This window comes from Mobiluncus curtisii subsp. curtisii ATCC 35241 (genome assembly GCF_000146285.1).
In the GTDB taxonomy this organism is placed as follows: Bacteria; Actinomycetota; Actinomycetes; order Actinomycetales; family Actinomycetaceae; genus Mobiluncus; species Mobiluncus curtisii.
Map to the genome: position 1 here is coordinate 2,092,000 of NZ_GL385912.1, position 26,154 is coordinate 2,118,153.

Sequence of the window (26,154 nt, forward strand, 5' to 3'; positions counted from 1 at the left end):
AAACCGGTCGAGCGGGCTTGTGCGGATTTCTGACTAATCCCGCGCGTAACCGGCGGGTGGTTCCGCTTCTGCCCGTTCGACAGCGATCAGTTTCGGGTCGGCTTCAACGCCAGGAATTACGTGGACGATTAGGGATTCTCCAGTTTCCAGAGGTATCAGGGTTTCTCTCAAAAAGTCGTTGCCCAGAGACCGCATCAGCGGAATCAGCACCGGGGCATGGGAGCACAGGGCGGTCGGTCCTTCCGCGGGGGCAGCTTGGAGCAGTGCGCGCAACAGTTCCCGCCCGGCGTAAGGATTGGCAGCGTAACCATCCTCGCTCAACACGTCCGGAAATTCGCACCTGATTCCACTGGCTTTCAAGTAGGGGCGTATCGTTTGCTCGCAGCGTTTCCACGGGGAACAAAACATGCGAGAAATTCCAAAAGCGCTCAGGACTGAAACGAGATTCTCAGCCTGGTGTCTGCCGCGTTTCTTTAACGGACGCAAGGAATCATCGGTGTTCCATTTCAGTCGATTCTTGGCTTTCCCGTGCCGCACGAGCATGACGGGTGTCGAGTCTCCCCAGCCCTGTCGCAGGCATTCCTCCGCGTGCGCTATCAGGTGACGGTCATATTCTTGAGTCAAAAGTTCCTGTGCTCGCGTCTGGTCGACCCAGCGAGTCTCGTTTATCTCGCGTGTCGAGGCGGGTTCCACATAGGGTCTGGCCAGTATCGCCGCACTGTGGCGCACCTGAGCCAGCCAGTAAGTCACCTGTTTCTGACGCCCTTCCACCGGGTATGCCGTGACTCCGAGCTGTGGTCCCAGGCACACTTGCACCCCCGTTTCTTCGGCGATTTCCCGCACCGCACAAGCAGGTAGCAGTTCACCTGGTTCCATTTTTCCTTTTGGTAGGGACCAGTCGTTGTACTTTGGGCGGTGGACGATTAAAAATTCATAAGGGGTTTGGGTGGGTACGCCCTCCAGGGCTGGACGCAGTTCCCCGCCACGCCAAACCACCCCGCCGGCAGCTAATACTTTACTCATCAGATTCCCCTTTCCGGTATCGTCCTCAGCACCCGTTTCAATGCCGTGAGACGCCACCGCGTCCTGCCACCCGCGAGGAGGTGTGGCTCATCAAGGTTTCCTGGATATCCTCTAGACGCAGCCCGGCATCGTTGCGGTTGACTCGCACCCACTGTTGGTCAGGCATCAATCGCCATGATGCAGTCGTTTCTGCCATGCCGTGTTTGACCAAATCAATCAGATATTGAATCTGTTCGGGGTCCACGATTTTCACCAGCGCTTCGACGCGACGATCCAAGTTGCGGTGCATCAGGTCCGCGGAACCAATCCACACTTCGGGGTCCCCGTCGTTCTTAAACGCATAGACTCGCGAGTGCTCCAGGAATCGTCCCAGGATAGACACCACTCTAATGTTTTCGCTCAGACCGGGGATACCCGGCTTGATGGAGCAAATGCCACGGACCTGGACCATCACCGGTACTCCCGCTTGGGAAGCCCGGTAGAGCGCATCCGTCATACGCTCGTCGACAATCGAGTTGATTTTGAACAGGATTCCAGCTTTCTTGCCAGCTTTCTTGTTAGCAATTTCGCGGTTTATCCGCTCAATCAAGCCATCACGAATGGAGCGGGGGGCGACCAGCAGTCGGTGGAAAGTCGAGCGGGGAGCGTATCCACTGAGCTGGTTGAACAAACGGGTCAGGTCTTGAGCGACTTCGCGATCATCGGTCAGCAGACCCAAATCCTCATACCCACGTGCCGTCTTCGGGTGGTAGTTGCCGGTACCGACGTGGCAGTAGCGATGCAGTCCGTCAGGTTCTTGACGTACCACCAGGCACAGCTTGCAGTGCGTTTTCAACCCCACCAAACCGTAAACCACGTGAACCCCTGCATGTTCCATTTTGCGCGCCCAACCGATGTTGGCTTCTTCATCAAAACGCGCTTTAATCTCGACGATAGCCACGACCTGTTTCCCGGCACGGGCGGCGTCAATCAGGGCCTGGACGATTGGGGAATCACCCGAGGTCCGGTACAGGGTCTGTTTGATTGCCAGCACGTTCGGATCTTGCGCGGCTTGCACGATGAACTGCTGCACCGAGGTGGCGAAAGAATCATAAGGCAGGTGTATCAGCACGTCATGGTCACGAATTGAGCTGAAAATATCCGCAGGTTTCGATGATTCTTTCTCTGCCAGTCCTGCTGGGGTCACGGGCACATACGGCGGGTACTTCAACTGGGGAATGTCCAAGTCGTGCAGGTCGTTAAGACCGCGTAGGTCCAGCGGCGCGGGGAGTCGGAACACGTCGGAAGTCCCAATTTCGAGGTTCTCTTTTAGGAAATCCAACAGGAACGCCGGCATAGATTCCGCCACTTCCAGGCGCACTGCCGGTCCGAAACGCCGTTTCGCGAGCTCAGATTCCATCGCGGTCAAAATATTTTCCGCGTCGTCTTCTTCGACTTCCAAATCCTCGTTACGAGTCACCCTAAACTCGTGGGCTTCTTTGATTTCCATGCCGGGGAACAGGTGATCGAGATGTGCAGAAATTATTTGTTCGATGGGGACGAAGTTAACCTTTTCCCCTGCCAAAATTACGCTCGAGGGGTCATTCTCGACCCCGTTTTCTGTCACGGCTACGAAGCGCGGCAGGATGGGTGGCACTTTGATACGCGCAAAGTGTTCTTTGCCGGTGTTGGGGTTACGCACAATTATTGCCAGGTTCAGTGACAGCCCGGTGATGTAAGGGAAGGGGTGGGACGGGTCCACTGCCAGCGGCGACAGGATGGGGAACACCTGATTGCGGAAGTATCGGTGCAGAATTTCGTGGTGAGTTTCGTTCAGACGATCCCAATCGGTGATGACCAGACCGGCTTTATCCAGAGCTGGGCGAATCTCGTCTTGGAAAGAATGATAGACGTTACCGGTCATCTCGTGGGAGCGTCGGCTGATTTCGCCTTCCAGCTGACGCGGAGTCAACCCCGATGCAGAAACTGTCGCGAATCCCGCGGCGATACGGCGCTTCAGACCCGCGACCCGTACCATATAGAACTCGTCCAGGTTGGAGCAGTAAATCGTCAGGAACCACGCCCGTTCCAACAGTTGCAGACGCGGGTCTTGGGCTTGTTCAAAGACCCGCTGGTTGAAAGCGAGCCAGGACAGTTCCCGGTCGGCGAAACGCCCCTTGGGCAGTTTCGGCAGCCCGTCGGGGGTCAACCCGTCTTCTTTCTTTAGGGTGAGGGGCTTGTGGTCAATCTTATTTGAGGATTTGTTCTTTTTGAGTTTTGAGCCTAAGGCGTCCGCACGAGCTATCGCGACCGGGTCGGGCAGGGTTTCTTCTCGAGGGGCTTGTGGTTCCGTAAAGTCCGCATCGTCGTATTCTTGGGAACCACCGGGATTCAAATCGTTTTTCGGAAACATTTCCTCCGCCGTAGCGCCCGCGAACAGGGATTTCTTTTCTGTTCCCGGCAAGGGAGGTGGGACGGGAATTTCTGTCCCATTTGTTTCCGGTTTAGCGTTGTTCTTCTGGTTATCCGACACCTTATGTCCCCTCAACTATTGGTTAGTGTTGCTCATGTATTGCTTATGTGCAGTTTGCTGTCCCGTGCGGGGGCGGCAAGTGGTGCAGCGCCTCAGTCCAAGCGACCTTCGCGATACATTGCCGCCGCATCGAGCAGCTCGTCGGCGGTGACCAGCAGGGCGTTGTCTCGCAGGGTTACTTCGTTAGCCAGCGGGTTCGCGGAATCTTTCTTCATCCAAACCGATTCACTGGCTGCCAAGACTCGCAGCACCGCCTGGGACCTATCCAGAAAATCGGCGAAATTATCGTCGAAACTTCCGCTCAGGATTTGTTCCAGCTGTTTTTTCCAGGCGGGAAAATCCAGGGAATGCGCCCCGTCAATATCGAGATATTCCGAAAGCTGCGGGGAATTGAGTCCCTGTTTGAAGCGCGTATTCACGCCTTCCGGGTAGCGTTTCACCCACTGATCTATCAGCAGCAGTCGCCACAGGACACCGGGCAGGGTGTTGACTGGGGAACGCGACCACAGCTCGGCGAGTTCATCTACGCCGTTCCCTTGCATGAATGCCAGCAGGCGTTCCTTGGTCTCCGGCTCGGGGTCAGACCACTCTCCGTTGGGGGATTTCACCAAGATCCGAGCCGAGGTGTGCGCGGATTCACTGGACAGTGCCGGGTCTTCCTCGCCTTCCAAATATTCCAAAGTTTCTGGTTCGATGATGGCCGGGCGTCGCGGTTTCCTGGTTTCCATGGTTTCCTCCTTCGGTTTACCTTAATTATCCCCGTTCACACGGGTTTTTGTGCGAACTTGGAGATGCAGAGAGCATTTCCCTCGCTGTTCCCAATCCGAGGGATTCTGACGGGGCACACCTGGAGCTGCAGCGCCCACACCAGATAGTCTCAGGATGGCGGTCAATCCGCTGGCAGACCTGATTTTCAGCAGGGGACCACGTGCTCAGTTGTCGTTACGGAGATTTTTTACTTATAATCTTTCCTACGGGCCTATAGCTCAGTTGGTAGAGCAGCGGACTTTTAATCCGTGGGTCGGGGGTTCGAGCCCCCCTGGGCCTACTTTTTGAGTGGGATGAGCTTTGGACATCCCACTCAAACATTTAACGCTGCCCAGTGGGCATTGCGCCGCCGAAGCACCAAACAGAAAAAGCCCCCTGGGTCTACCCACAACCCAATCCTCGACCCATCAATACAACCGCACGAAAGCATTAAAAAACGGCACCGAAGTGCCGTTTTTTATAGTTTCTCTGAGAGATTAAGCGTCTACACCCACCATTACAGAGGATGCTTTCACAATGGCGTAAGCATCTGAGCCTTCAGAAAGCCCCAAATTGTCCACCGAAGTGTTGGTGATGGACGCCGCGAAGCAAACCCCCGGAGCGACTTCAATTTCAACGATTGAATTGACCGCACCACGTTCAATGTTCTTTACCGTGCCTTTGAACTGGTTGCGTGCAGAAATTTTCATTTTTACCTCTTCATTGTGTTCTGTCCCAGCCAACCCGAGACGCCATCGATTTCCGGGAAATACACTCCCGAATCAATCTGATTCTATCATGGCGCTATATCCGCATTTGCTTGCAAATAAAGGACTTTAAGCCTCTGGTGCTGCTCGGCGGGTCTGTCGAGAGGAAGTATCTGTCGGGGACATAGCTACCGGCGCGTATTGGTGAAAATTTCTCGCATCCCGAGCGTAACCCCTACCTGCCGTTCAGCTCATTTCTTTTTTCCCAAACTGCGTGAGAGCAATGAACCACATAATTGCAGTAATGAGAACAGCAATGGGCACAAATGGCCAGAGGGTAAATCCTGTACCGATGGTGAGTATCCTATCGCTGTGGAGCGAGAGTGAAACCAGATACCCGCTGTAGCAATAGGGATAGAGCAACCATAGTGGTGTGTTTGCCATGAGGATACCGGGTATGACCAGAAGTATATTTATACCAATAGATAAAAACAATTTGTCAAACACTACCGTAATCGCCCACATAATCGTTAAGCTAGGAATCATGGTCAGGAAAAGCGCGCCGCACCATTTTAATAGAAACACGAGTGGGAGCGATTCTTGAATTCCCATACTAAAGGTCGCCATCCATCCGGCGATTACGAAACAAGCCATGAACACGACCATTTCCAGAAGCAAATAAGCGAGCAACACGCAAAATTTTGCAGCTGAGAGAGCATAGCGGCTAATGGGAAGTGCCAACATTTTTAGTATGCCATTATGGTCTGTTTCGCGACCCGCAATCATCACACATACTACAATCATGCTCAATGGGAGCAGGTAATAGGAATAGATTAATGCACTTTGGATGAACATCGCTGCCCAAGCGTTAGGATACTCAGGCGATAAGTAGCTACGAAGGCTTGCCACACCGGAGCTAACGACGAGCAGCGGGGCTATAAAGAGTAAAAGGGTTATGTGGCTGCGTTTTGTTTTCAAAAATTCGATTTTGAGCAATTCCGAAAAATTCATTGTAATTTCCCCTATTCATAGCGCAGATGACGAACACACCAGAGTCCGGCTGCGAAAAACAGAATGGTTTCTATCAGGGATACGAGCACTACCGCGGTATCCGGTTGGGCGCTCATCGCGACAGCGGGTTTGAGCATGACCACAAAAGGTGACACCAGGCTTAGGACTATGTCTGAAGTCGCCAAAGCCATCCCACTCAGAAATCCCACCACCCCAATTCCGAGGGTGATCCATACATTTTTAATTCTTGACGAAACAAATAGCATAAAGGACAGAACGGGCAACGAAGTGAGAAATGAATAGCCTGCAAACGAAATCAGGATTCTGATGTCGAATGCGCCGGAAGGCAAATCAACCGCTCCAATAGCTGCAAGTGCCCAGTTTTGCAGGCAAACAGCTATCGCGAACAAGACGCTCATAATGGTAAATTTGCTCACATATACTGCAGTGACATTGACTGGAAGCATATACAATTTCTTTACCGCATTTCCTTTAAATTCCACATTGTATATGATGCAGGCTGCAGCAATCAGACCGAACATATTTAATACCATAATCATGCCGTAAAGCTGGGTCAGCAGGATATCCATCGGGGCGAGGGGCAGACTCAATAATGTTTCTTTGCGTAAAGTGAAATTTAGAAACGCGTAGGCTGCACCCAAGATACCCACTGCCAGCATGAGTGGGAGAAAACCCGTCCTTTTGCATTTCTTAAGTTCGATTGCCAGCGCTGTCATAGTTTTGCCCTCTGCTTCCGGTGCTCATTGTCGGTTTCAATCATGGACAAGAACATTTCTTCCAAATTGTCTGTAGCGTAACCGGATTTCAGGGCATACTTTCGCAGTTCGGCAAGACTTCCTTCAAACAGCAAGCGACCGTGGTTAAGTATTCCGATGTCATCCGCCATCAACTCAATCTCAGACAGCATATGAGATGAAATCAGGACTGTGCAGGCATATAGACCTGGCAGCGACTTAATCAGATTTCGGATCTCGTGTATTCCCGACGGATCGAGACCATTTGTCGGCTCATCCAAAATCAAAATCGGGGGTCTGCCGAGCAACGCTCCAGCCAGCCCTAACCGCTGTTTCATACCCAGGGAATACTTTTTTGCCAAACGGTCGCCGAACTCGGACAGCCCGACCAAATCTAACGCATCATCAACTGCACTTTTCGGTAATCCCAAAATGCGGCGAATAATTTCAAGGTTCTCCTTACCGGTCAGATTTGCATAGAAAGACGGAGACTCAATAAATGATCCGATTTCTTTCAGTATGGATATGCGGTCCCCAGGAAACTGTTTTCCATCTATCGTAAAGGTACCCCTACTGGGAGACGTGAGACCTAAAAGCATCTTCATGGTAGTAGATTTACCTGCCCCATTCGGACCCAGGAAACCGTAAATACTTCCTTTCCGAATATGCAGTGACACGGCGTCGACAGCAACAAATGATTTGTACTTTTTTGTTAACTGTTCCGTGGTAACAATATAGTCATGAGCAATTTTTTCGTCCATGGTTTTACCATAGTGCCCTGTCCTTACGGCAAAATTCTCCCTACCTTACATTTACCTTACTTTTTCAATCCAGACGCCCCACATCCCCACCATGAGCTCGACAGCCGAGTATCGTTTACTTGGAGCTAATGCCACCAGATTCCGGTATCTCACGCAAATGGCAGGGATACGATGACATGCAGGATAGGTACCCAGGAGGCGTGACCATGAATCAGGATGCTTATTTACTGAACAAGCGCATACTCCTCGTTGATGATGAGCAAGACCTGTTAAACATGGTTTTATCAATTCTCAAAGAATCCAGCTTTCGCCAAATTATGACGGCAAGAAGTGTGAAAGAAGCCCTCGAAGTGGCTCAAAAGGCGACACCCGAATTAGCAATCATCGATGTGATGCTTCCCGATGGCACCGGCTTTGAGTTAATGAACAAATTAAAGCAATACGCCGACTGCCCTATTTTGCTGCTCACCGCATGTGGTGAGGACGAAGATAGGTTTAAGGGATTTAGTTTAGGCGCAGATGACTATATCGTAAAGCCATTTCACCCCAAAGAGCTAACGTATCGCATCATGGCTATACTAAGGAGAAGCTACCGCGGAGAAAATCCCATAGTGACACTGAGAAATAGTCAGATTGATTTTTCCTCGGCTGAAGTAATAAAGGATAATGAACGTATCCCCCTAACCGCTAAAGAACATGACATCCTCTCCGCCCTATACCGAAACGCCGGTCGTATCGTAACGATTGAAGCATTATGTGAAGCCGCCTGGGGTACCAATCCCTTTGGGTACGAAAATTCTTTGATGGCGCACATACGGCGCATCAGGGAAAAAATAGAACGCTATCCTTCGCAGCCTGTTTCTTTGGTCACGGTAAGGGGACTGGGCTACAAGCTGATTCTAGAGGAGAAGTAGCATGAAAAGCGTACCGAAGCTCATACACCGGTTCATAAGCATTTTTCTGCTCAGCTCTGTACTGATAATTTTACTGAACATTATTGCGTTTGTCGTACTCGTAGCAAACTACGCCCCCAGTGAAGATGCCTCTCCCTACACCATCGCCCGGGCGACTGGAAAAGCCTTACAGGTTTCTTCCCGCGGGGAATATGACTTATCAGATAGCATGTCCACAAAATTAACCGAGGCGAGAGCGTGGGCGATTTTAATAGATAACGAGACATTAAAAGTCATCTGGAGAACCCCAAACACTCCTCAGACCATTCCAAATTCTTACACATTGTCAGATATAGCTGATTTGAGCACCGGGTATCTTGACGGCTACCCTACCTATACCGGCAGAAATAATCATGGCGTGGTTGTAGTCGGATTTCCACACCATAGTTTTTGGAAACATGCCCAACCGAGCTGGAACTACAGTTTAATTTCTAACTTTCCGCAAATCCTCCTGAGCATATTATCTATCAACGTCCTGTTGATCCTCGGAATTTATCTAACTGCTAACACCAAGTTCCTCAAGTCCGTCAACCCAATCACCAAGGGCATACAACAGCTTTCTAGGGGAGAGAGTGTCTCTATCCCTGAGACTGGAGTCCTTTCGGAACTAGCCGCAAACATCAACTCTGCTTCTGACATATTGCAGCAGCAAAGAGAACAGTTGAGAAAGAAGGAAACCGCTAGGGCGAACTGGATTGCCGGGGTTTCCCACGATATCCGGACCCCGCTCTCGATGGTTATGGGCTTTGCTGGTCAGTTAGAAAATTCACCCCAGCTTTCGGTTCCAGACCGTAAAAAAGTGACGATGATTATCAAACAAAGTGAACGAATGAAGAACTTGATCCGAGACCTCAATCTCGCGTCCAAGCTCGATTACAATATGCAACCACTGATGATTCAACCGCACAATGTTGTTGCCATCGTTCGACAGACAGTCGTAGATTTCATAAATATGGATCTGCCAGATGGATTTTCGATAAAATGGCTCACTGACGAAAATCTAGCCTCTTGCAATGTCAATGTAGACCAGGATTTACTGCAACGAGCCCTCTCAAATCTGCTCTATAACAGCATCTCCCATAACGAAAATGGCTGCACGATATACGTATCCGTCTCTGTACAACACAATAATTGCATTATCCGCGTCGAGGATGACGGAATAGGTGTTTCCGCTCCAGAATTAGAACAGCTCAACCATACTCTGCATTATATGATTTGTGACACCAGCACCACTGAACAGCGACATGGCTTAGGACTTCTCATCGTGCGACAGATTATCGACGCCCATAAAGGAACGGTCACGATAAGCCCCAGCAAACATGGCGGCTTAAAGGTGACTCTATCAATACCGCAACAGACTATTTAGTGCCCCTCCCCTACTTTCACTATTCGCTACTCGGCACCCGCTTTTGTTTCATTGTGTGTTCCGACACTCTCACCATCCAACCGTGCAATCAGCAGACATCTCATCCGCACTTTCCCGGCGTACTGCAGGTTTTGGTGGCGTAGAGAGCGAAAAGGTGCGAGACGATGCCTGCTTCATCACTATCAGCCGGCAAGCCGTAAGCCGCCTCGACCGCGCGGTCATTTTCGCGGTGTGCCGCCCGCAGCTCGACTGGCATTAAGTCGGGGTCATAGAGCGTGGCGAGGGAGGCATCCGGATAGAGTGAACGCGCTTCTAAAATCCCTTGCGCGGTGTGCTCGATACGTTCGCGCTGGGCAGGGGTGGCATCTGGCCACACCAAGTTGTTGTACACCGTCGTGTTGCCGTAGCGGTAATCACTTTTTAGCCGACCAGCAACCACGCGCATCCAGGCATTATGCACCCGCGAAACTAAAACTCCGAAAACATAGCGCGAATCGGTCGGCACGAAATACAGTTGATTTCCTGGAATCATGCCGTCCTTAACAAAACCCATCGGAATATAATCACGGCGCTCCGAGGACACCGGTGGCACTCCAATATAGGTACCATCCTGGAATTTTCCGCACGGGCGCAACAAATGCGGTCGGTCGGCAAGTTTGTATGCGTCTCCAGTCTTTACCTGCGCCAGACGCCAAGCTCGGCAAGCCCCCACCCGTGAACGCAGTTTCGGTAAGGCAGCCAATTCATTAGGGGTAATGCCCTCCAGCCACAAACAGTAACGATCCTCACCCCTGATGAACTCCGCTCCCATGGAAAACTTCCGCACCCAGCGCGCTGCCTCTGGCTCGACCGCCAGCAGCTCCGCACGTTCCTCGGGCGACAGCAGCAGAAATCCATTGTCAGTGGGCTGAAATCCCTTTGACATTTCCGGCACGTCACACAGCGGCTTCATCTGGCGCTCCAAGAACACATCCGGCGCATCCGCGAGGTATCCGTTCAAATGGTTCACCTCATGGCGCATCCCGATACCTCCCCGCCTGGTACGCTGCGCCGCCGCGTCGCTCGGCGAAGGAATCTCTGCCGCATAATCCCACACGTATTTCGTTTTCCGATCCGTATAGGAAAACCCGATAATCACGCAGTACACGTGCGCCTGGTCGGAGGCTTCATTTGCCCAAATAAACGTGCGATGTGCAAAGTTCAACACGATTCCCGCGTCGAACAGTCCCCGCCACAGCGGCGCGACCTGCTGGCCTTGCACAATTGAGTTAGTGGACACAAAAGCCGCCTGAATTTCTCGGTTACCCCGCATATAGTCGGCAGCTTTTCGATACCAGCACGCGACATAATCGAGCACCCCGCCAACCTTACCGAAAATCGCCAGCCGGTCGACCTTTTGCGATTCATCCAGGCGGGAATAGCCGATAAACGGCGGGTTTCCCAGGACGTAACTGCACTGGTCCGCCGGCAGCACCGTGTTCCAATCCAAAGTCAGCGCATTAGCTTGCACGATGTGGGCGCTCTCCCGGAGGGGGAAATCATCATCCCCCAGAGACAGCAACATCTCCGTCTCACCGTTGGCTTTTAGCCGCGAAATCCACAATGCCGCCTCGGAAACTTTCACCGCGAAATCGTTGATTTCAATGCCATAAAACTGGTCCAAGGACACCCTGGTGACGCTCGCGCCCACCTCTGCGAGGCTAAACGCCGTTTGACCAGCATTGAGCCGGCTCAACACTTCATCCTCGAGGTGCCGCAGCTGCAGGTACGTCTCGGTCAAAAAGTTTCCTGATCCGCTGGCGGGGTCCAGAAACCGCATCTTGCACAGCCGCTCGTGGAAAGCCCGGTAACGATTAGTGCGTTGACGCGGGGTCAGTCCCTCCGCGTCATTGATGGCTCGCAACTCGGCTTTCAGGTCATCCAAAAACAGCGGGTCGATGACCTTGTGGATGCTTTCCGGGGAAGTGTAGTGCATTCCGCCAGCTCGGCGCGTTTCCGGGTTCAAGGTCGATTCAAAGATCCCCCCGAAAATCGTGGGCGAAATCTGGGACCAGTCCACTGCTCTCGAGACCTCGTTCAACAGCAGTTCCAACAGTTCGGGGCTAAAATTCGGAATCTCAAAATCACCGGCGAACAAACCCCCGTTTACATAAGGGAACTCCCGCAGCGTCGTGTCATAAGGGTCGCGCCGCTCCACCGGTGTGTCCAACGCCCGGAACAGCAGTTTCAGGCGCGGACGCACATCAGCAGGGGCAACGCCCTTCAGATAACGATAGAACGCATCCTTCTGGAAGAGTCCCGCATCCTCGCAGTACAGACAGAACACCAGTCGCACGCACAGCACGTTTAGGGCGTGGCGGGTTTCAGGCGCGTCCGGCTCCAAATATTGGGCAAGCAGCCCGTCGTGCAGGCGCCCCACCAGCTCACCGGCTTGAATGGAGACTTGTTTTTCTTTCTCTAAGCGCGAGTTGATTGGGTCAATGATGAACCCGAGATACTCGGGGTGCTCGCCCAGCTCGGCAAGCGTAAACGCGAAAGTCGGTGCGCCTTCCAAATCGCGGCGACCACCGCGATCCCGGTCATAAACCCGAAACTCGCCAAAGTTACACGTCACCAAGAAACGCGGCTGCTCGGTGCGAGGCAAATCCTCGGCATAATCCCACACCTGCGCCAACGGGGTCTTTAGCACCCCTTGCCGCATCTCGGGAGCGTCCAAGTCCACCCCCAGAGATTTCTGTTCCACCATCACGGAGGCGTCGCGAATCCACACGTCGATGAAGCCGCCACCAGCGACGCGATGCTCGAACCGCACCGATTCCATGCGCTCGTATCCCAGCACGTCATGCAACAGCAGCGTCCAGAACTTCTGGCACTCGCCCTTCTCATAGCCTTTACCCACCCATTGGGCGGCAAACTCCCGAGCAGCTGCCAAATCCGAAACCATCACCAAACCGACCTCTCCAACGCTCCTTGTGTCAACACCTCAGTATCCCACCACGTCGAGAGCAAAAGTTGAGAAATCGAAAACAGACCAGAACGAACCGCAGACTAGCTAAACGCCCGCCACCGACCACACTTGTGAGAACCGGGGCGACCGGACTCACCCGTTTACTCAGTATCAGGAGTCAGCTTTCGCGCTCTCACTAGGTTCCTCCCCTGATTTCCTTTCTAGGCGCGCTTGTGCAACCGGATCAGCACTGAGCGGGGTATGCGGCTTGCCCAGGTAACGCTTATCCCGGCGCCACCACGGCATGATGCCCACCCAGCCATCTTCGGGAGGAACCAAGGTACCCGGCTCAAATCCCAGTTCCATGGGGGTTTGCGGGATTTGATCGACGATGAAGTACTTGTCTTTATTATCGAAGTGAGCCAGCACGACCTTGCGGAACGCTCCAAGTTCACAGAACAGCACTCCAGTGATGGGATTACGTTTCTGCCCGATAATCTTGTACAGCCAGTAACCGAACAAAGCCACATTGGAAATCAGCGCCAGCCAGGCACAGACAATGTTTGCCACCGGGTTCATCGTCGCGTAGTTGAACATCCCGGAGGGCTGCACCAGCAGTTCGGGCAAGATGTTGTTCGCCGCAATCCAGAACATGAGAGTGAAGCACCTAAACCATATCCACTGACCTTTCGCCCACGTGAAGGCGGGAATGGTACACGCCAGCAACAGGGCAAACGTACAGTACCAGGTGTAATCAGCCAGCGAGTTGTACAGGAAAGCGTGATTCCACAGGTCGTAGGCAATAATCCAGGGCCACACCATATCCACCCAGATGAGTCCTTTGACCTTCTGGTTCGGCTGGGAAGTAATGGCAATCTTTCCCAGACCGGTGATGGTGATGATGTTCAGCACTCCTGCCAGCGCTGAAAGCAAGTTCCAGTATCCCCCGATGGTACGGAACCCGGTTGCAGGATCGATACCGACATAGGCTTGCGCAAAGTTGGTAGCCACCGCCTGATACCATGCCTCGGTTCCCACCGCGGCAGCGACGCCGCGCGTCTCGGGCAGTCCCGGAATCATGGGAATGCTGTGCGCTTGGTCGATGGCTTGCAGACACTGCCAGTCGGCAGCGCAGGAATAGTATTCACTGGTCTGCAAGAAAATGGTGACATCACGGATATTGGCCTCCATGATGTTCACCGCCAGTCCAATCCAGAGCGCCAGACCGAACCAGAAAGCATAGCGGTGCGCCTTAAGCGGATGGCGTTTCCCATAGAACAGCAAGAATCCGGTCATAGTGGCGGTGAGAATCATGATGGTGAACTTTCCGAAGGGGAACCATCCCACCATGGGAATACCGTGGGTAATCACGTAAGGCATTACCGCGATGCCCCCTACGGTCCACAAAACAAAAATTGTCCAGTTCCAGCGACGGTTTATCTCAGCTATTACAATTTGAGCCAATAAAACCACAATCCAGAACAAATAGACTCGCGGAGTTCCGATTTCCCACAATCCTAAGAAAGTATTCACCACTGCTCCTTTGTAACGGCTTATTGCCTTATAGTGTAGAACTCCCAATCATTGTTTTCATTAGGACGTTAGTCCCAAAATGAGTTTTATAAATCTCTCTATTCAAACGCACCCATTTTTCGCAATAGTGTGTTAGTTTCCTGTCAATAGGTTTTATATTCGGATGATTCTGAAGTGAATCCTTTTTTGCATCTATCGGCTTCGTCCTCACGGCATTACTCCGCGAGGAGTTAGGAACTCGTTAAATACAATGGCTACGTCACCTAAAGGAAAATGCTTCTGGAAACTTGCCGGTCTCGCGGCAGTTCCCATATTCGGAGGAGTGTTCGCGTTTTCGCAGCTCAGCGGGAAAGCAACTCGGGCAGAACAGGACTGGGTCTACCCCGCCGATGACATTATTGACCTGAACTACCAGAATGGTAAATCCTCGACTTATGCCATTGATATTGATGCCCCTGCTTATGCGGTTTATCGCATTTTGAAACAAATCGGGGTGCAAAAATCAGGCTCATTCAGCAGCGAATTTCTCGAAAGGACTTTCGCGCGTCTTCCCTTTTATAATCACTATGAAATTCAGGAAGAATTTCAAACTCCGGACGCTATTCAACCCGGCGATATTGCCGGTTTTGATTACCAAGGTATGTCTATGGAATGGGCGGATGTCGTGCCCGGCAAATACCTGGTGCAATGGGTCGATACCAAGAACCCTCCCGCTGCCCCCGGCAGCTATGCTTTCCGTTTCCCGTTCATGAAGCATTACGCCGCGGCGTGGTGTTTCTACGTTATTCCTCTCAAGGGCGAGCGGTGCCGGCTGCTCAACCACTGGCGAGTCGGTTTCGAGCCAGATAACCTCTACACACGCGCCATCAACTGGATTAATATCGAACTGGTCGGCGGCGTGATGGCACACATGCAAAATATCTACGTCAAGCGAGTCGCCGAGTTCCGCAAGAAACAGCAGTGGCACGGCAAATTCATGCGCGGAGCCTTGGGTGGACGCTTCTTCCGCTCCGGGACTCCGGCAGGTCGCTGGGACGGAACCCCACTGTTTGAGGACACCTATACGCAATGGTTCCGCTACGGGCGCCGCAGCCCCGCGGTGGCTGAAATCCGACCTCCCGTCACCGACAACCCCAATTGGCCGCCCACCGAACCGGGCAACCCGTGGGAAGACACTGTTGACCCGGACTACTACGTAGACTGGAGCGAGCCGGAGTTCAGCTGGGATGAACAAATCCGCCAAAAGCGCGAACGTACCTATCTGCCGGGATGGGGTAAGCATCAGTCGAAGGCGGGTGACTAATCATGGTCATGCCTGCAGAGGCTCCCAACCTGTTCTTTTTTGAGGTGGGGCAATGGTGGGATTTCGCGATGCTTTTCCTGGTCATCGCGGTATTAGCCGCCCTCGCCTGGCTCGCTATTCGCTTTAAGTGGGCTGCCATCGCGCTGTTCATCGTAGTGCCGGTGCTGCTCACGATTTTCTGGTGGCCACACTCGATTCCGGGCACCCAAAGTGAGGGCTGGTTCGCCATCGCTAAACAGTACTCGGCGCTAGCCGGCTCGCTGTGTTTAGTCGCTTTGCAGTACTTCCCTAAGCTGCGTCGCAACCGGTTCTACCTGCTGATTCCTCCAATTATTCTCTCAATCAACATCCTCGAAGCCGTAATTCGAGACTTCCAATGCTATTCCCTGCACGGAAATGTGAATAACGGTATGTGGGTCTGGGGCGGTCCGTGGAACATCATGAACGGTATCGCGGGGATTCTGAACCTGTTGATGATTGCCGGCTGGACCGGAATCTATGTGTCAAAAACGAACCGTCACATTATCTGGACTGACCTCACGATTGGCTGGATTATTGCCTACGACCTGTGGAATGTGGCGTACTGCTACAACTGTCTCTCAGATCGGGCCTGGTATTCGGGCGTAGCGCTGCTGTTGTCCTGTACGATTCCAGCATTTATGACGATGGGCAGAGGCGCCTGGATTCAGTATCGCGCCTACACCCTGACGTTCTGGTCAGCGTTTGTGCTCTCGTTCCCGCACTTTACCCAAGACTCCATGTTCACTCACGTGGCGAGTCAAAACCACGCCGCACTGTTCCTGCTGTCTTTCCTGGCGCTGGCAGCCAACGCGGGACTGGCGGTCTATCACGTGTGGAAGATTGTCAAAACCAAGCGCAATCCGTTTAAGACCGAGCTGTACACGGATTTGCCGCAAAACGTTAAGATTATCCGCCGCACCGCAACTGACGAGGTCAAATCTCGTATCGCGGCTCGGTTAGGAAAGACTCCTCAAGAACTGGGGTACCTGGACTAACAAGGCTGTCAATAACCGGCTCGGGAGACTCTCTCGAGCCGGTTATTTGTATCTACGCCTCCGGGCAGCCAGAAGTTCAGTCAACTGCCTTAAAAGCGTCGGTGCTGGGAATTTCGTCTATCCCAGCCTGTGCCATCTCTTCACGGGCTGCTTCCCCTAGCTCTGCTGAAACTGGAACGGTGAGGTCCTCAAAGACGCGGGTCGGCCAACCCAAATCCAGGGCATCCAAAGCGGTGTCTTTCACACAGTGCGATTCCGCGATACCGACCACATCTACATCGGTAATGTCGGCGCGACGCAAAATCTCTTCCAAAGTATCCCCCGACTTGTTCACCCCTTCAAAGCCGGAATAAGCCGCCGCATACTGACCCTTCTTAACGGAATCATCAAAAGGGAGGGAGGCAATAGCGTCGTGCAGTTCCGCTTCTGCGGTGCCCGCTATCCCGTGAGGAGGCCAGGTGTCTATAAAGTCTGGATGGTCGGAGAAATGCGCTCCCGGGTTAATATGCCAATCCTGAGTGGTGACAATAATCTCGTATTCGTCCTCATGCTCAGTGACAAAGTCCGCAATCCGCTCGGCAACCTCGTTGCCCCCAACCACCCCTAGGGCTCCGCCTTCACAAAAGGTCGGTTGGACATCGACAATCAACAATGCACGTTTCATTTCGGCCATAATTCCTCCGTATGATTCTGGGGATACCTCTATTATGACCCAAAAAAGCCGATTGTAAGCCGCCACGTAAAAACCAAAAATCCCCGCCTGACGCGAGGATCTGGTGGCTCCGACCGGCGTCGATCCGGTGACCTAACGATTTTCAGTCGTTCGCTCTGCCAACTGAGCTACAGAGCCAACGTTCGTCTTAGCTTGTGACCATCGACGAACTGCGACCCTGACGGGACTCGAACCCGCGACCTCCGCCGTGACAGGGCGGCGCGCTAACCAACTGCGCTACAGGGCCATTCAAGGCGCAAGCCCGAAGGCTTGCCAGTACTCCCAACGGGATTTGAACCCGTGTTGCCGCCGTGAAAGGGCGGAGTCCTAGGCCGCTAGACGATAGGAGCGTCGCCTAAGCCCAGGGGGCTAAGGACTTGAAATAGTCTAAGTGAAAAATGCTCAGAGTGCAAAACCTCGCTTCCCCTCGGCCAGTTTAGGCACGATAACCTATGCTAGATACATGAGTTTTGTGTTCAGTCCGACCCCGGAACCAAATCCAACCCCAGACAAAGCAGTGAAGGAAGTCTTGGAAACTTCCTTGGACATTATGGCGGTTTTAGCTGCCAGTTTGGTCTGTATCGTGGCGTTGTTGGCAGCCGCCCAAGTTATCGGATTTTTGTTGCGACGCTGGGGACGCAAACACCGACTGATTAAATACATGGAGCGCCGCTCTCGCGTAGGTGGGTCTTTGACCTGTATCGCCTTAGGGGCGACGATTGGGTGGTACTGGACTGTACGCGACCACAACGTTCCCGGTTACGGCACAATTTCGCACGGCTTGCTGATTTTGATGATTATTGCCGTGACGGTGTGGCTGATTGAACTCTGTGCCGTCCTGGAGGACATGACCCGGACACAGCTAGAGGGCGGGTCGAAACCAAATCGTTTGGTGACGCAAGCCCAAGTCATGCACCGGGTTTCACAAGTTTTCTTTGGGGTGTTCGGGGCTATCTCAATTGCATTGACATTCCCAGAAGCGCGTGCCGCCATGGGTTCAGTGCTGGCGTCCGCGGGCATTATTTCTTTAATCGCTGGTATTGCTGCCCAAGGGGTGTTGGCAAACATGTTCGCGGGGCTTCAGATTGCTTTCTCCGACCCGATTCGAGTGGGTGACGTCGTCGTTGTCCAAGGTCAGCAAGGCACGATTGAAGAAATTACGCTGACGTATATAGTGATTCATCTGTGGGATGAACGCCGCCTCATCCTACCGTCCAAGAAATTTACCGAGGAACCTTTTGAAAACTGGACTAAACGAGACACCCACCTGTTAGGGGTCGTGGAACTGCGCGTGGATTGGCGTCTGCCCTTGGCAGCTTTCCGCAACGAAGTCGACCGACTGCTCTCGGAAACAGACTTGTGGGATGGGCGCACTTCCAGCGTGCAGGTCACAGATAGTTCCGTTGAAACCATGCTGGTGCGGTTGGTCGCCAGCGCCGCAAACTCTGGAGATCTGTGGGATCTCAAGTGCTACCTGCGGGAACGCTTGATTGAGTGGATTGAAAAGGAAGCTCCCTATGCTCTGCCCCGCCGCCGCGTTGAAACTGACAAAGTTACAGAAGTGCACCTCCCGGTCGATGAAATCGAGATTGAGAAACAAGCTCGCGAACTAGCTATCGCGACCATCCGGAAAACGAACAGCAGCCGTCACGCCGCAGCCACCAAAAAGCAAGCGACTGAAGCTGCCCCGACCAGCCCTTATGGGGAGCCACTTTTGGATCAGTATGCCCGGAAGATTCAAGAAAAACGCCGCTCCTGGAGATTTAAGGCCCGGCGGCTAGATGAAACTCATAATGAGAAATCGGAACAGCTGCCCCCTTCCCGAGACGCTCTGCAAGATACCAGAGTGCTGAGCACCACTGCCACGATAACTGGTGACCGGCTCTATTCCGGGACTCCAGATGCAGAGGAACGTCGCAAACTTGTCACGGGACCCAAACAATCTGAGGAAAAAACAACTGCTGACAGCGACACCACGACCGCGGACACCACCACCCCGTCTTCTGAGGAGACTCAGAAATGAGCCGAAATAAACGCTTTCGAAAGTCCGCCCCGCCTCGCCGCTACGCAACGCCCCAAACTTTGCCAAATCCGGATTTTTTGCGGGTTATTACCTGCAATCTGCAGTGGGGCACCCCCGCGGAGGGATGGACTGATGTCCAAAAGGCGAATTCGCGGGCGGAAGCGTTTATCCGGGGACTGGGCGAACGCTGCCGCAGCCTGTTCAAATCGGGTTCGGTCAACACCCGCACCCAGCTGACTGAAGAAAACCTAAAACAGACCGCCCAGGTACTCCAACAGTTAAAACCGGATATTTTGGCACTGCAGGAAGTCGACAAAGGACAGCGGCGTTCCGGCTACGTCCGGCAAGCGCGTGTGTTAGCAGAGGCGCTACGCCTGCCCTACTGGCGTATCGGAGCGTCCTACGCGGGTCAGTCCCAAGTCCTGCACCGCCGCCCTTTGGACAGCGAATTAAAGGCCGAGAGCGGGTACGGTATCGCCCTGCTCTCACGCTGGCCAGCGAAATCTTGGCACTTTAAACGTCTTGGCAGAGTCCGGGCGCGGATAGTTTGGGGCAGCGACCCGTGGAAAGGCTTTTCTCACGGCTTTCTCGAAGGGTTACGTGACCTTCCCGCAGCCGCAAAAGGGACGGGGGTACGGTTTGGTCAGATGCGGGTGCTGCTGGCAGCCCGCTTGGCTACGCCGCTGGGCACCGTCGCGCTCGGCACGACCCACCTGGAGATTCACCGTCCCACGGCAGCTTCTCAGCTGCGGCGTGCCTGGCGTTCCCTCTATCATTTACGTTCTGAATCTTGCCTGCTGGTGGGAGATTTCAACCTGCGTGATTACCAAATCAACAAAGTGCTACAGCCTTTGCCCACGGAACAGCACCCCGAGCTACACGCGGCTATCCCGTCATATCCGGCAGACAAGCCGTGGATTGCCCTGGATCAGCTGCTGGGCAACGGTTGGGAGCTGGTGGGCGAACCGCGAGCTTTACGCCTGCCCATCTCGGACCACCGGGCGGTCATCTACGATATACGCCCTGTAAAGACCGCTCAATAGTTCCCGACTTCACCGTTTCAGCCCGCCAAACTGGCTAACCCCTAACCGGTAAAAAGTATCCCAGGCTGATGATGACACCAACCTGGGATACTCGTGAAACTAAATGAACTTAGCCGCGGAAACGCGGGAATGCGGACTTGCCAGCGTAAACGGCAGCATCACCGAGCATATCCTCGATACGCAGCAGCTCGTTGTACTTGGCAACGCGTTCGGTACGAGCCGGAGCGCCGGTCTTAATCTGACCAGCATTGGATGCCACTGCCAGATGCGCGATAGTGGTGTCCTCGGTTTCACCCGAACGGTGCGAAGTCATGGTGTGGAATCCCGCACGATGAGCCATCTCAATAGCTTCGAGCGTTTCGGTCAGTGAACCAATCTGGTTGACCTTTACCAGCAGAGCGTTTGCCACGCCTTCCTTGATACCGCGCTCCAGACGCTCGGGGTTCGTAACGAACAGGTCGTCGCCCACCAACTGCACCTTGTCACCAATGGCGGCGGTGAGTTTCTGCCAGTCCTCCCAGGCTTCTTCGTTCAGCGGATCCTCGATGGAAACAATCGGATACTTTTCAATCAGTTCCTCGTAGTATTTCTCCATGTAAGCCGCGTCGCGGGCTTCGCCCTCGAAATTGTACTTACCGTTGTCATAGAACTCGGAAGAAGCCACGTCCAAAGCCAGCGCCACATCCTTGCCGGGCTTGTAACCAGCCTTTTCGATAGCAACCAGAATCAAATCCAGAGCTTCCGCGTTAGACTCCAGGTTCGGGGCGAAACCGCCTTCGTCGCCCAAACCGGTAGCCAGACCCTTGTCCTTCAAAACGGACTTCAGGCAGTGGTACACCTCGGCGCCCATCCGTAACGCCTCGGCGAACGTCTCGGCACCGATTGGTGCAATCATGAACTCTTGAATATCGACGTTGGAATCCGCGTGAGAACCACCATTCAAGATATTCATCATCGGCACCGGCAAGACATGAGCATTAGGACCACCGAGATACTCGAACAATTCCAGACCGGCATCCTCTGCCGAAGCCTTCGCTACTGCCAGGGACACCCCCAGAATCGCGTTTGCTCCCAGTTTTCCCTTATTGGGAGTGCCGTCCAGGTCCATCATCGCCGCGTCAATGCTGCGCTGTTCGACGGTATCAAATCCCACCAGTTCGGGGGCGATGATGTCGTTTACCGCCTTGACCGCCTTTAATACGCCTTTACCCTGGTAGCGTCCCTTATCACCATCGCGGAGTTCCACTGCTTCGAACTGACCGGTCGAGGCACCGGACGGAACCGCAGCGCGGACCATACCCCCTTCGTACTCAAGCTCTACTTCCACCGTGGGATTACCACGGGAATCAAGAATTTCGCGACCGTAAATACTTTCGATGATTGCCAACTGAGTCTCCTTATGTGACAGGTTGTTATTCTTCCGCCGCTCCGCCCTAAAGAGGGTACAGGCAGCCACTACTATTATTTCCTAAAAATGCGCATTTGTCCGAGAATTTCTCCCCGGACAAACAAATTTTCTTTGCGATTTATCGTTCCGGCTGCCGCCGCAAAACTTTGCTTACTGCTGCCCCTGCCCCATCATCTGCATCTGTGTGGCGCGCTGCTGGATAATTTGGATGGTTTGGTTCATCCGATTCGACAGTTTCGCGTTCTTGAGGTCGAAACCGGATTTGTAAGCCTTTTCAATTTGGGCTGCCAACTGCGGATTGACCGTTTGCACACCCAACTCGTGAGCGACTGCAGGGTCTGTCGCTGTGGCACACAGCAACAGTTGCATGACGTCGTGCGTCTCGGGAGACATCTTTGCGGGGTTCACCTTAAACAAATCGGTTTTAATCTCATCAAGCTGCGGACACTGCGAGAGCAAATCCTGACCGCCTTCGTGGAGAGTCCGCAAATAGCGCAGGGCATAAATGCGCGCGGTCTGCATTTCCGCGGTGTCGTTGAGATTAATTCCCGCCTCGGCGAGTTCTTTGGTGACCGTTCCGAGTTGGGATTCGGTGACGACCCAGCCGTCACCGTAGGCGGCTACTCCTGGTTTTGCTTCACATCCGCTCAGAAGTCCCCCCGCGAGCGCCAGCGCAGCAACCCCCGTCATCAGCCTGGTCGCTGTTTTAGTGGTCTTGGTCACGAGGGACTTTTCCGCCATCGTCTTTCCCTTCAATAGTCCGACCCAACGTTCCCATCTTAGCTTTTCTTTGACCGGGGAGGGAATTTTAAGCTAGCGGTTTAATAATGCCCCGAATGATTTTTTGGACCCATTCCAGCAGCTCCAAATCCACGATGGGAGTCTCGCTCAACCCATTTTTCCGAGTCGGTGCAGGTATGAACAATTCACGCGTCGCCAATTTTACCCGCGCTCCCGGATACATGCGCTGCAGCCGAGCCATCTGCGAATCCGCCAGTTCGACGGGCGCAAAGCGAATAAATTTGCCCATGACTTTAATCTCTTGCACTTTTTGAGCCCGCGCCAAGTTACGCAGTTTTGCTACTGCCCCCAAGCGTTCCAACGGTTCCGGAGGTCGCCCGTAGCGGTCGGTCATTTCCTCCAACAGTTGATCGATTTCCTCATCGGTAGTCGCTGCGGACAGACGTGTATAGGCATCGAGACGCAGCGACTGCACATCCAGATAGTCCTCGGGAATAAAGGCATCTATGGGCAGCTCAATGGACACACTGGTGTCTTCGGGGGCTTCCTCGCCTTTATAGGTCGCAACTGCCTCACCCACCATGCGCACATAGAGGTCAAAGCCCACCCCGGCGATGTGTCCAGACTGCTCACCGCCCAACAGGTTGCCAGCACCTCGGATCTCCAGGTCTTTCGTAGCGATAGCCATCCCGGAGCCTAACCCGGTGTTGGTTCCAATCGTTTTCAGCCTCTCAAAAGCTGTTTCATTCATGGTGGTGCCCGGCGGATAGAGGAAGTAAGCGTAGCCACGTTCCCGCCCGCGGCCGACTCGTCCGCGGAGCTGATGCAGCTGCGAGAGACCAAACCGATCGGCACGATCCACGATGATTGTGTTGGCGTTGGTCACATCCAAGCCGTTTTCGACAATCGTCGTGGACACCAACACATCGAATTCTTGGTTCCAGAAATCCACCATGACCGATTCCAGCTGTTTTTCTGACATTTGCCCGTGCCCCACTCGCACCCGCGCTTCGGGCACCAGCTCGGCCAGGTGAGCGGCAATCCTATTGATTGATTGCACCCGGTTATGCACGAAAAATACTTGACCATCACGCAAAAGCTCGCGCCGGATTGCTGCCGCAACCTGTTTATCTGAGTAGGCTCCCACGTAGGTCAAGACCGGGTGGCGGTCCTCCGGCGGGGTGGTGAGGGTGCTCATGCCGCGAATCCCGGTGATTGCCATCTCCAGGGTGCGCGGAATCGGGGTGGCGCTCATCGTCAAGACGTCAACGTCGGCACGCAAAGCCTTTAGAGCTTCCTTGTGCTCCACACCGAAACGTTGCTCTTCGTCGATTACCACCAGACCCAAGTCTTTGAAACGAACGTTTCCGGACAGCAGGGCGTGGGTGCCGATGACCACTTCGATGGAGCCGTCTTTTAACCCGGCTTTAATCTGGGCAGCTTCTTTCGCCGTGGTAAAGCGAGACAGCGCCGCCACCGTCACCGGGAATCCCGCAAAACGGCTCGTAAATGTTTCGGTGTGCTGGCTGACCAGCAGGGTGGTCGGCGCTAAAATCGCCACTTGCTTGCCATCTTGGACCGCTTTAAACGCCGCACGGACCGCAATCTCAGTTTTTCCGTAACCTACATCACCACAGACCAGCCGATCCATCGGGACGGTTTGTTCCATATCGTGCTTGACTTCATCAATGACCGTGAGCTGGTCGGGAGTTTCGACGAACTCGAAACTATCTTCCAGTTCCCGCTGCCAGGGGGTATCCGGGCTGAAAGCATGTCCTTTGGAGGCTTGCCGGATGGCGTACAGTCGCACCAGCTCACGAGCGATTTCTTTGACCGCTTTGCGGGCTTTGGACTTGGTCTTTGCCCAATCTGCTCCGCCCATCTTTGACAGGGTTGGAGATTCTCCACCCACATATTTTGAGAGCAAATCCAGGGAGTCAGTAGGCACCCACAGCTGGTCAGCCGGTCCGTTGCGTTTGCTGGGGGCATATTCCAACACCACGTATTCTTTCGAGGTGGTTTCCCGACCTCGCCCCATGGTGCGCTTCGCCAGTTTCACGAAGCGTCCGATGCCGTGGTGCAGGTGAACCACGTAGTCGCCCTGGGTCAACGTCAGGGGGTCAATAGCTTTGCGTCGTCTGGCGGGAAGGTTTGCCTTGTCGGCAGTGTGGCGGGATTTCTTTTTTCCCAAGACCTGTGCCTCGCTCACCACCAACAGCTGCGCGGCGGGGACTTGGTATCCTTCGTCCAGGGGCGCCACCGTAATCTGTACGGTTCCGTCGTTCTGCGATGTTGCGTCCTTCACCACTTTTGCCGGGACATCAGCCTCGCTGAGTACATCCCGCAGCCGGCTCGCCATTCCCTTGCCGGTCGTAGTAATCACTACATTCCAGTTTTTCGAAGCTAAATCGCCGATTGTACCAATCAGTCCAGTTTCTCCGGCGAGAGGCTCCATCACGATTTGCGCCCCCACGTTTTGAGCGTTCTCGCCCACCGCAAAAGGAGAGACGAACACCGTGTCCATGTGCGCCTCTTGTGCCGCAGCATGAAGCTGCTCCAAGGTCAAAAATGAAGCTTGTTCAATCTCCAGGGGCACTTCCCCGCCACCCGCGGCCGCCGACCAGGAAGCTGCCAGGAACTCTTGGGTAGTTTCTACCAGTTCTGTAGCACGAGCTTCCAACCGGGGACGATCGGTCGCCACCAGTCGGGCACCGGGTGGCAGCAGAGAAAACAGCGGCACCATTTCTGCCCCCAGCAGGGGACTCAAGGATTCCAAGCCTTCGCCGTATTTGCCCTCGGCTGCCAGGTTGAGTATTTCGGCAGCCTGCGGCATCTGACCAGCAAGGCTGGCAGCCAGTTTTCGTGCCGTATCGTCGAGGAGCAGTTCGCGACAAGCGGGGGCGACCAGCGTTCGGATGTCGCCGCCGAAAGTCCGCTGATCCGATGCCGTAAACGCGCGGATGGTGTCTACCTCATCACCAAACAGTTCGATACGCACCGGGTGGGCAGAGGTGGGAGAAAAAACATCAAGCAGCCCTCCACGCACCGCAAACTGACCGCGCGCTCCGACCATATCAACGCGTTCGTAGCCCAAACGCAACAAATCTGCAGCCATGGTGTCGCGGTCATAGGGGTCTCCCACCTGCACGGTAAACAGGGGATAGTCAGCTATATGCGCATTTACCGGGGCTAGCGCGGCTCGCACGGGCATGACCAGGAAATGAACCGCGTCTTGCGGATGGGGATGCGTCACCCGGTGTAAAGCCCAAATCCGGCGCGCCATCGTGTCGGTGCGGGGAGAAAGTCTCTCGTGAGGCAAGGTTTCCCAGTCAGGAAACAACTCCACTCCAGCGGTATAGGCTCCCAATTCACGAGCCAATTGGGTGGCGGCACGGGTGCTCGGCGCGAGGACCACGGTCAGCCTTTCGTCGCTGCCGGGCAAGCCCACGATGAGCGGGGCATAAAAGCCGGGTGGGGCTACGTATTCGCTCGCCGTATCCGCCCTGTCAGGCTCCAGACCTGCCAAAGCATCCCCAGTCACCTCCAGTAAACCGTGCAAACTCATGAATGTACCTGACCCCCCGAGCTCAGCC

Annotated in this window: 19 protein-coding genes and 4 tRNA genes; 7 read left to right on the forward strand and 16 right to left on the reverse strand. The window is 53.9% G+C overall.

The features are described 5' to 3' along the window. Positions 1-33: 33 nt before the first annotated feature. From HMPREF0574_RS08995 to HMPREF0574_RS09005, 3 genes are all read right to left on the reverse strand, one after another. A complete protein-coding gene (locus HMPREF0574_RS08995; RefSeq protein ID WP_211581170.1) occupies positions 34-1,023 on the reverse strand; it encodes an NUDIX hydrolase in 990 nt (329 codons plus the stop codon). A gap of 37 nt (positions 1,024-1,060) precedes the next feature. Continuing rightward, positions 1,061-3,535, reverse strand: coding sequence for an RNA degradosome polyphosphate kinase (locus HMPREF0574_RS09000; RefSeq protein ID WP_004008440.1), 2,475 nt, complete (start codon positions 3,533-3,535; stop codon positions 1,061-1,063). A gap of 92 nt (positions 3,536-3,627) precedes the next feature. Next, positions 3,628-4,263 carry a hypothetical protein gene (locus HMPREF0574_RS09005; protein WP_004008441.1) on the reverse strand — a complete coding sequence of 212 codons (636 nt, stop codon included), beginning with the start codon at positions 4,261-4,263 and terminating at the stop codon, positions 3,628-3,630. 247 nt (positions 4,264-4,510) lie between these two features. On the opposite strand from HMPREF0574_RS09005, the gene HMPREF0574_RS09010 reads away from it, so the two are divergent. Beyond that, positions 4,511-4,583: transfer RNA gene (locus HMPREF0574_RS09010), tRNA-Lys, on the forward strand. 196 nt (positions 4,584-4,779) lie between these two features. Here the strand turns inward: HMPREF0574_RS09010 and HMPREF0574_RS09015 are convergent. The 4 genes from HMPREF0574_RS09015 to HMPREF0574_RS09030 all read right to left on the reverse strand — a co-directional run bounded on the left by HMPREF0574_RS09015 (position 4,780) and on the right by HMPREF0574_RS09030 (position 7,516). After that, on the reverse strand, positions 4,780-4,992 hold the full coding sequence (locus HMPREF0574_RS09015) for a TOBE domain-containing protein (RefSeq protein WP_004008442.1): 213 nt from the start codon (positions 4,990-4,992) through the stop codon (positions 4,780-4,782). Positions 4,993-5,235: 243 nt separating this feature from the next. Beyond that, positions 5,236-6,000, reverse strand: a complete 765-nt coding sequence (locus HMPREF0574_RS09020; protein WP_004008443.1) for an ABC transporter permease — start codon at positions 5,998-6,000, stop codon at positions 5,236-5,238. A gap of 11 nt (positions 6,001-6,011) precedes the next feature. After that, on the reverse strand, positions 6,012-6,737 hold the full coding sequence (locus HMPREF0574_RS09025) for an ABC transporter permease (protein ID WP_004008444.1): 726 nt from the start codon (positions 6,735-6,737) through the stop codon (positions 6,012-6,014). Further along, positions 6,734-7,516, reverse strand: coding sequence for an ABC transporter ATP-binding protein (locus tag HMPREF0574_RS09030; protein ID WP_004008445.1), 783 nt, complete (start codon positions 7,514-7,516; stop codon positions 6,734-6,736). Before HMPREF0574_RS09030 ends, HMPREF0574_RS09025 begins: the two co-directional genes overlap by 4 nt. Before the next feature lie 206 nt (positions 7,517-7,722). Between HMPREF0574_RS09030 and HMPREF0574_RS09035 the strand changes: the two genes are divergently transcribed. Together HMPREF0574_RS09035 and HMPREF0574_RS09040 are read left to right on the forward strand one after the other, a co-directional pair. Further along, the gene (locus tag HMPREF0574_RS09035) at positions 7,723-8,430 is read left to right on the forward strand and encodes a response regulator transcription factor (protein ID WP_036324999.1); all 708 of its coding nucleotides are present in this window, start codon (positions 7,723-7,725) and stop codon (positions 8,428-8,430) included. A gap of 1 nt (position 8,431) precedes the next feature. Next, positions 8,432-9,835 (forward strand): sensor histidine kinase, encoded by a 1,404-nt coding sequence (locus HMPREF0574_RS09040; protein WP_004008447.1) that lies wholly within the window; start codon positions 8,432-8,434, stop codon positions 9,833-9,835. A gap of 100 nt (positions 9,836-9,935) precedes the next feature. On the opposite strand, the gene HMPREF0574_RS09045 is transcribed toward HMPREF0574_RS09040, so the two are convergent. Further along, the gene (locus HMPREF0574_RS09045; RefSeq protein WP_004008448.1) at positions 9,936-12,779 is read right to left on the reverse strand and encodes a class I SAM-dependent DNA methyltransferase; all 2,844 of its coding nucleotides are present in this window, start codon (positions 12,777-12,779) and stop codon (positions 9,936-9,938) included. A gap of 174 nt (positions 12,780-12,953) precedes the next feature. After that, on the reverse strand, positions 12,954-14,318 hold the full coding sequence (locus HMPREF0574_RS09050; protein WP_004008449.1) for a DUF5692 family protein: 1,365 nt from the start codon (positions 14,316-14,318) through the stop codon (positions 12,954-12,956). Positions 14,319-14,565: 247 nt separating this feature from the next. Here HMPREF0574_RS09050 and HMPREF0574_RS09055 point away from each other — a divergent pair, with 247 nt between their 5' ends. Both HMPREF0574_RS09055 and HMPREF0574_RS09060 read left to right on the forward strand, forming a co-directional pair. Then, positions 14,566-15,618, forward strand: coding sequence for a hypothetical protein (locus HMPREF0574_RS09055; protein ID WP_004008450.1), 1,053 nt, complete (start codon positions 14,566-14,568; stop codon positions 15,616-15,618). Between the two features lie 2 nt (positions 15,619-15,620). Beyond that, a complete protein-coding gene (locus HMPREF0574_RS09060) occupies positions 15,621-16,634 on the forward strand; it encodes a DUF5692 family protein (RefSeq protein WP_004008451.1) in 1,014 nt (337 codons plus the stop codon). A gap of 76 nt (positions 16,635-16,710) precedes the next feature. Here HMPREF0574_RS09060 and HMPREF0574_RS09065 read toward each other — a convergent pair whose 3' ends face one another. The 4 genes from HMPREF0574_RS09065 to HMPREF0574_RS09080 all read right to left on the reverse strand — a co-directional run bounded on the left by HMPREF0574_RS09065 (position 16,711) and on the right by HMPREF0574_RS09080 (position 17,696). Next, complete coding sequence (locus HMPREF0574_RS09065; RefSeq protein WP_004008452.1) at positions 16,711-17,307, reverse strand: isochorismatase family protein; 597 nt, start codon at positions 17,305-17,307, stop codon at positions 16,711-16,713. A gap of 101 nt (positions 17,308-17,408) precedes the next feature. Then, positions 17,409-17,484 (reverse strand) — tRNA-Phe (locus tag HMPREF0574_RS09070). Positions 17,485-17,519: 35 nt separating this feature from the next. Further along, a tRNA-Asp gene (locus tag HMPREF0574_RS09075) sits at positions 17,520-17,593 on the reverse strand. A gap of 30 nt (positions 17,594-17,623) precedes the next feature. Then, positions 17,624-17,696, reverse strand: a tRNA-Glu gene (locus HMPREF0574_RS09080). A 113-nt stretch (positions 17,697-17,809) separates the two neighbouring features. Between HMPREF0574_RS09080 and HMPREF0574_RS09085 the strand changes: the two genes are divergently transcribed. Beyond that, the gene (locus HMPREF0574_RS09085) at positions 17,810-19,369 is read left to right on the forward strand and encodes a mechanosensitive ion channel family protein (RefSeq protein ID WP_004008453.1); all 1,560 of its coding nucleotides are present in this window, start codon (positions 17,810-17,812) and stop codon (positions 19,367-19,369) included. Next, complete coding sequence (locus HMPREF0574_RS09090) at positions 19,366-20,412, forward strand: endonuclease/exonuclease/phosphatase family protein (RefSeq protein ID WP_004008454.1); 1,047 nt, start codon at positions 19,366-19,368, stop codon at positions 20,410-20,412. Before HMPREF0574_RS09085 ends, HMPREF0574_RS09090 begins: the two co-directional genes overlap by 4 nt. 109 nt (positions 20,413-20,521) lie before the next feature. Here HMPREF0574_RS09090 and eno read toward each other — a convergent pair whose 3' ends face one another. From eno to mfd, 3 genes are all read right to left on the reverse strand, one after another. Continuing rightward, complete coding sequence (eno, locus tag HMPREF0574_RS09095; protein WP_036324445.1) at positions 20,522-21,799, reverse strand: phosphopyruvate hydratase; 1,278 nt, start codon at positions 21,797-21,799, stop codon at positions 20,522-20,524. Between the two features lie 171 nt (positions 21,800-21,970). After that, positions 21,971-22,561, reverse strand: a complete 591-nt coding sequence (locus HMPREF0574_RS09100; RefSeq protein WP_004008456.1) for a hypothetical protein — start codon at positions 22,559-22,561, stop codon at positions 21,971-21,973. A 67-nt stretch (positions 22,562-22,628) separates the two neighbouring features. Beyond that, complete coding sequence (gene mfd, locus HMPREF0574_RS09105) at positions 22,629-26,126, reverse strand: transcription-repair coupling factor (protein WP_004008457.1); 3,498 nt, start codon at positions 26,124-26,126, stop codon at positions 22,629-22,631. Positions 26,127-26,154 lie beyond the last annotated feature (28 nt).

Bases quoted from the DNA above. Each gene is read 5' to 3' on its own strand.
- HMPREF0574_RS08995 (WP_211581170.1), bottom strand. From the start codon at position 1,023: ATGAGTAAAGTATTAGCTGCCGGCGGGGTGGTTTGGCGTGGCGGGGAA.
- HMPREF0574_RS09005 (WP_004008441.1), bottom strand. From the start codon at position 4,263: ATGGAAACCAGGAAACCGCGACGCCCGGCCATCATCGAACCAGAAACT.
- HMPREF0574_RS09015 (WP_004008442.1), bottom strand. From the start codon at position 4,992: ATGAAAATTTCTGCACGCAACCAGTTCAAAGGCACGGTAAAGAACATT.
- HMPREF0574_RS09020 (WP_004008443.1), bottom strand. From the start codon at position 6,000: ATGAATTTTTCGGAATTGCTCAAAATCGAATTTTTGAAAACAAAACGC.
- HMPREF0574_RS09025 (WP_004008444.1), bottom strand. From the start codon at position 6,737: ATGACAGCGCTGGCAATCGAACTTAAGAAATGCAAAAGGACGGGTTTT.
- HMPREF0574_RS09030 (WP_004008445.1), bottom strand. From the start codon at position 7,516: ATGGACGAAAAAATTGCTCATGACTATATTGTTACCACGGAACAGTTA.
- HMPREF0574_RS09035 (WP_036324999.1), top strand. From the start codon at position 7,723: ATGAATCAGGATGCTTATTTACTGAACAAGCGCATACTCCTCGTTGAT.
- HMPREF0574_RS09040 (WP_004008447.1), top strand. From the start codon at position 8,432: ATGAAAAGCGTACCGAAGCTCATACACCGGTTCATAAGCATTTTTCTG.
- HMPREF0574_RS09045 (WP_004008448.1), bottom strand. From the start codon at position 12,779: ATGGTTTCGGATTTGGCAGCTGCTCGGGAGTTTGCCGCCCAATGGGTG.
- HMPREF0574_RS09055 (WP_004008450.1), top strand. From the start codon at position 14,566: ATGGCTACGTCACCTAAAGGAAAATGCTTCTGGAAACTTGCCGGTCTC.
- HMPREF0574_RS09060 (WP_004008451.1), top strand. From the start codon at position 15,621: ATGGTCATGCCTGCAGAGGCTCCCAACCTGTTCTTTTTTGAGGTGGGG.
- HMPREF0574_RS09065 (WP_004008452.1), bottom strand. From the start codon at position 17,307: ATGGCCGAAATGAAACGTGCATTGTTGATTGTCGATGTCCAACCGACC.
- HMPREF0574_RS09085 (WP_004008453.1), top strand. From the start codon at position 17,810: ATGAGTTTTGTGTTCAGTCCGACCCCGGAACCAAATCCAACCCCAGAC.
- HMPREF0574_RS09090 (WP_004008454.1), top strand. From the start codon at position 19,366: ATGAGCCGAAATAAACGCTTTCGAAAGTCCGCCCCGCCTCGCCGCTAC.
- HMPREF0574_RS09100 (WP_004008456.1), bottom strand. From the start codon at position 22,561: ATGGCGGAAAAGTCCCTCGTGACCAAGACCACTAAAACAGCGACCAGG.
- mfd (WP_004008457.1), bottom strand. From the start codon at position 26,126: ATGAGTTTGCACGGTTTACTGGAGGTGACTGGGGATGCTTTGGCAGGT.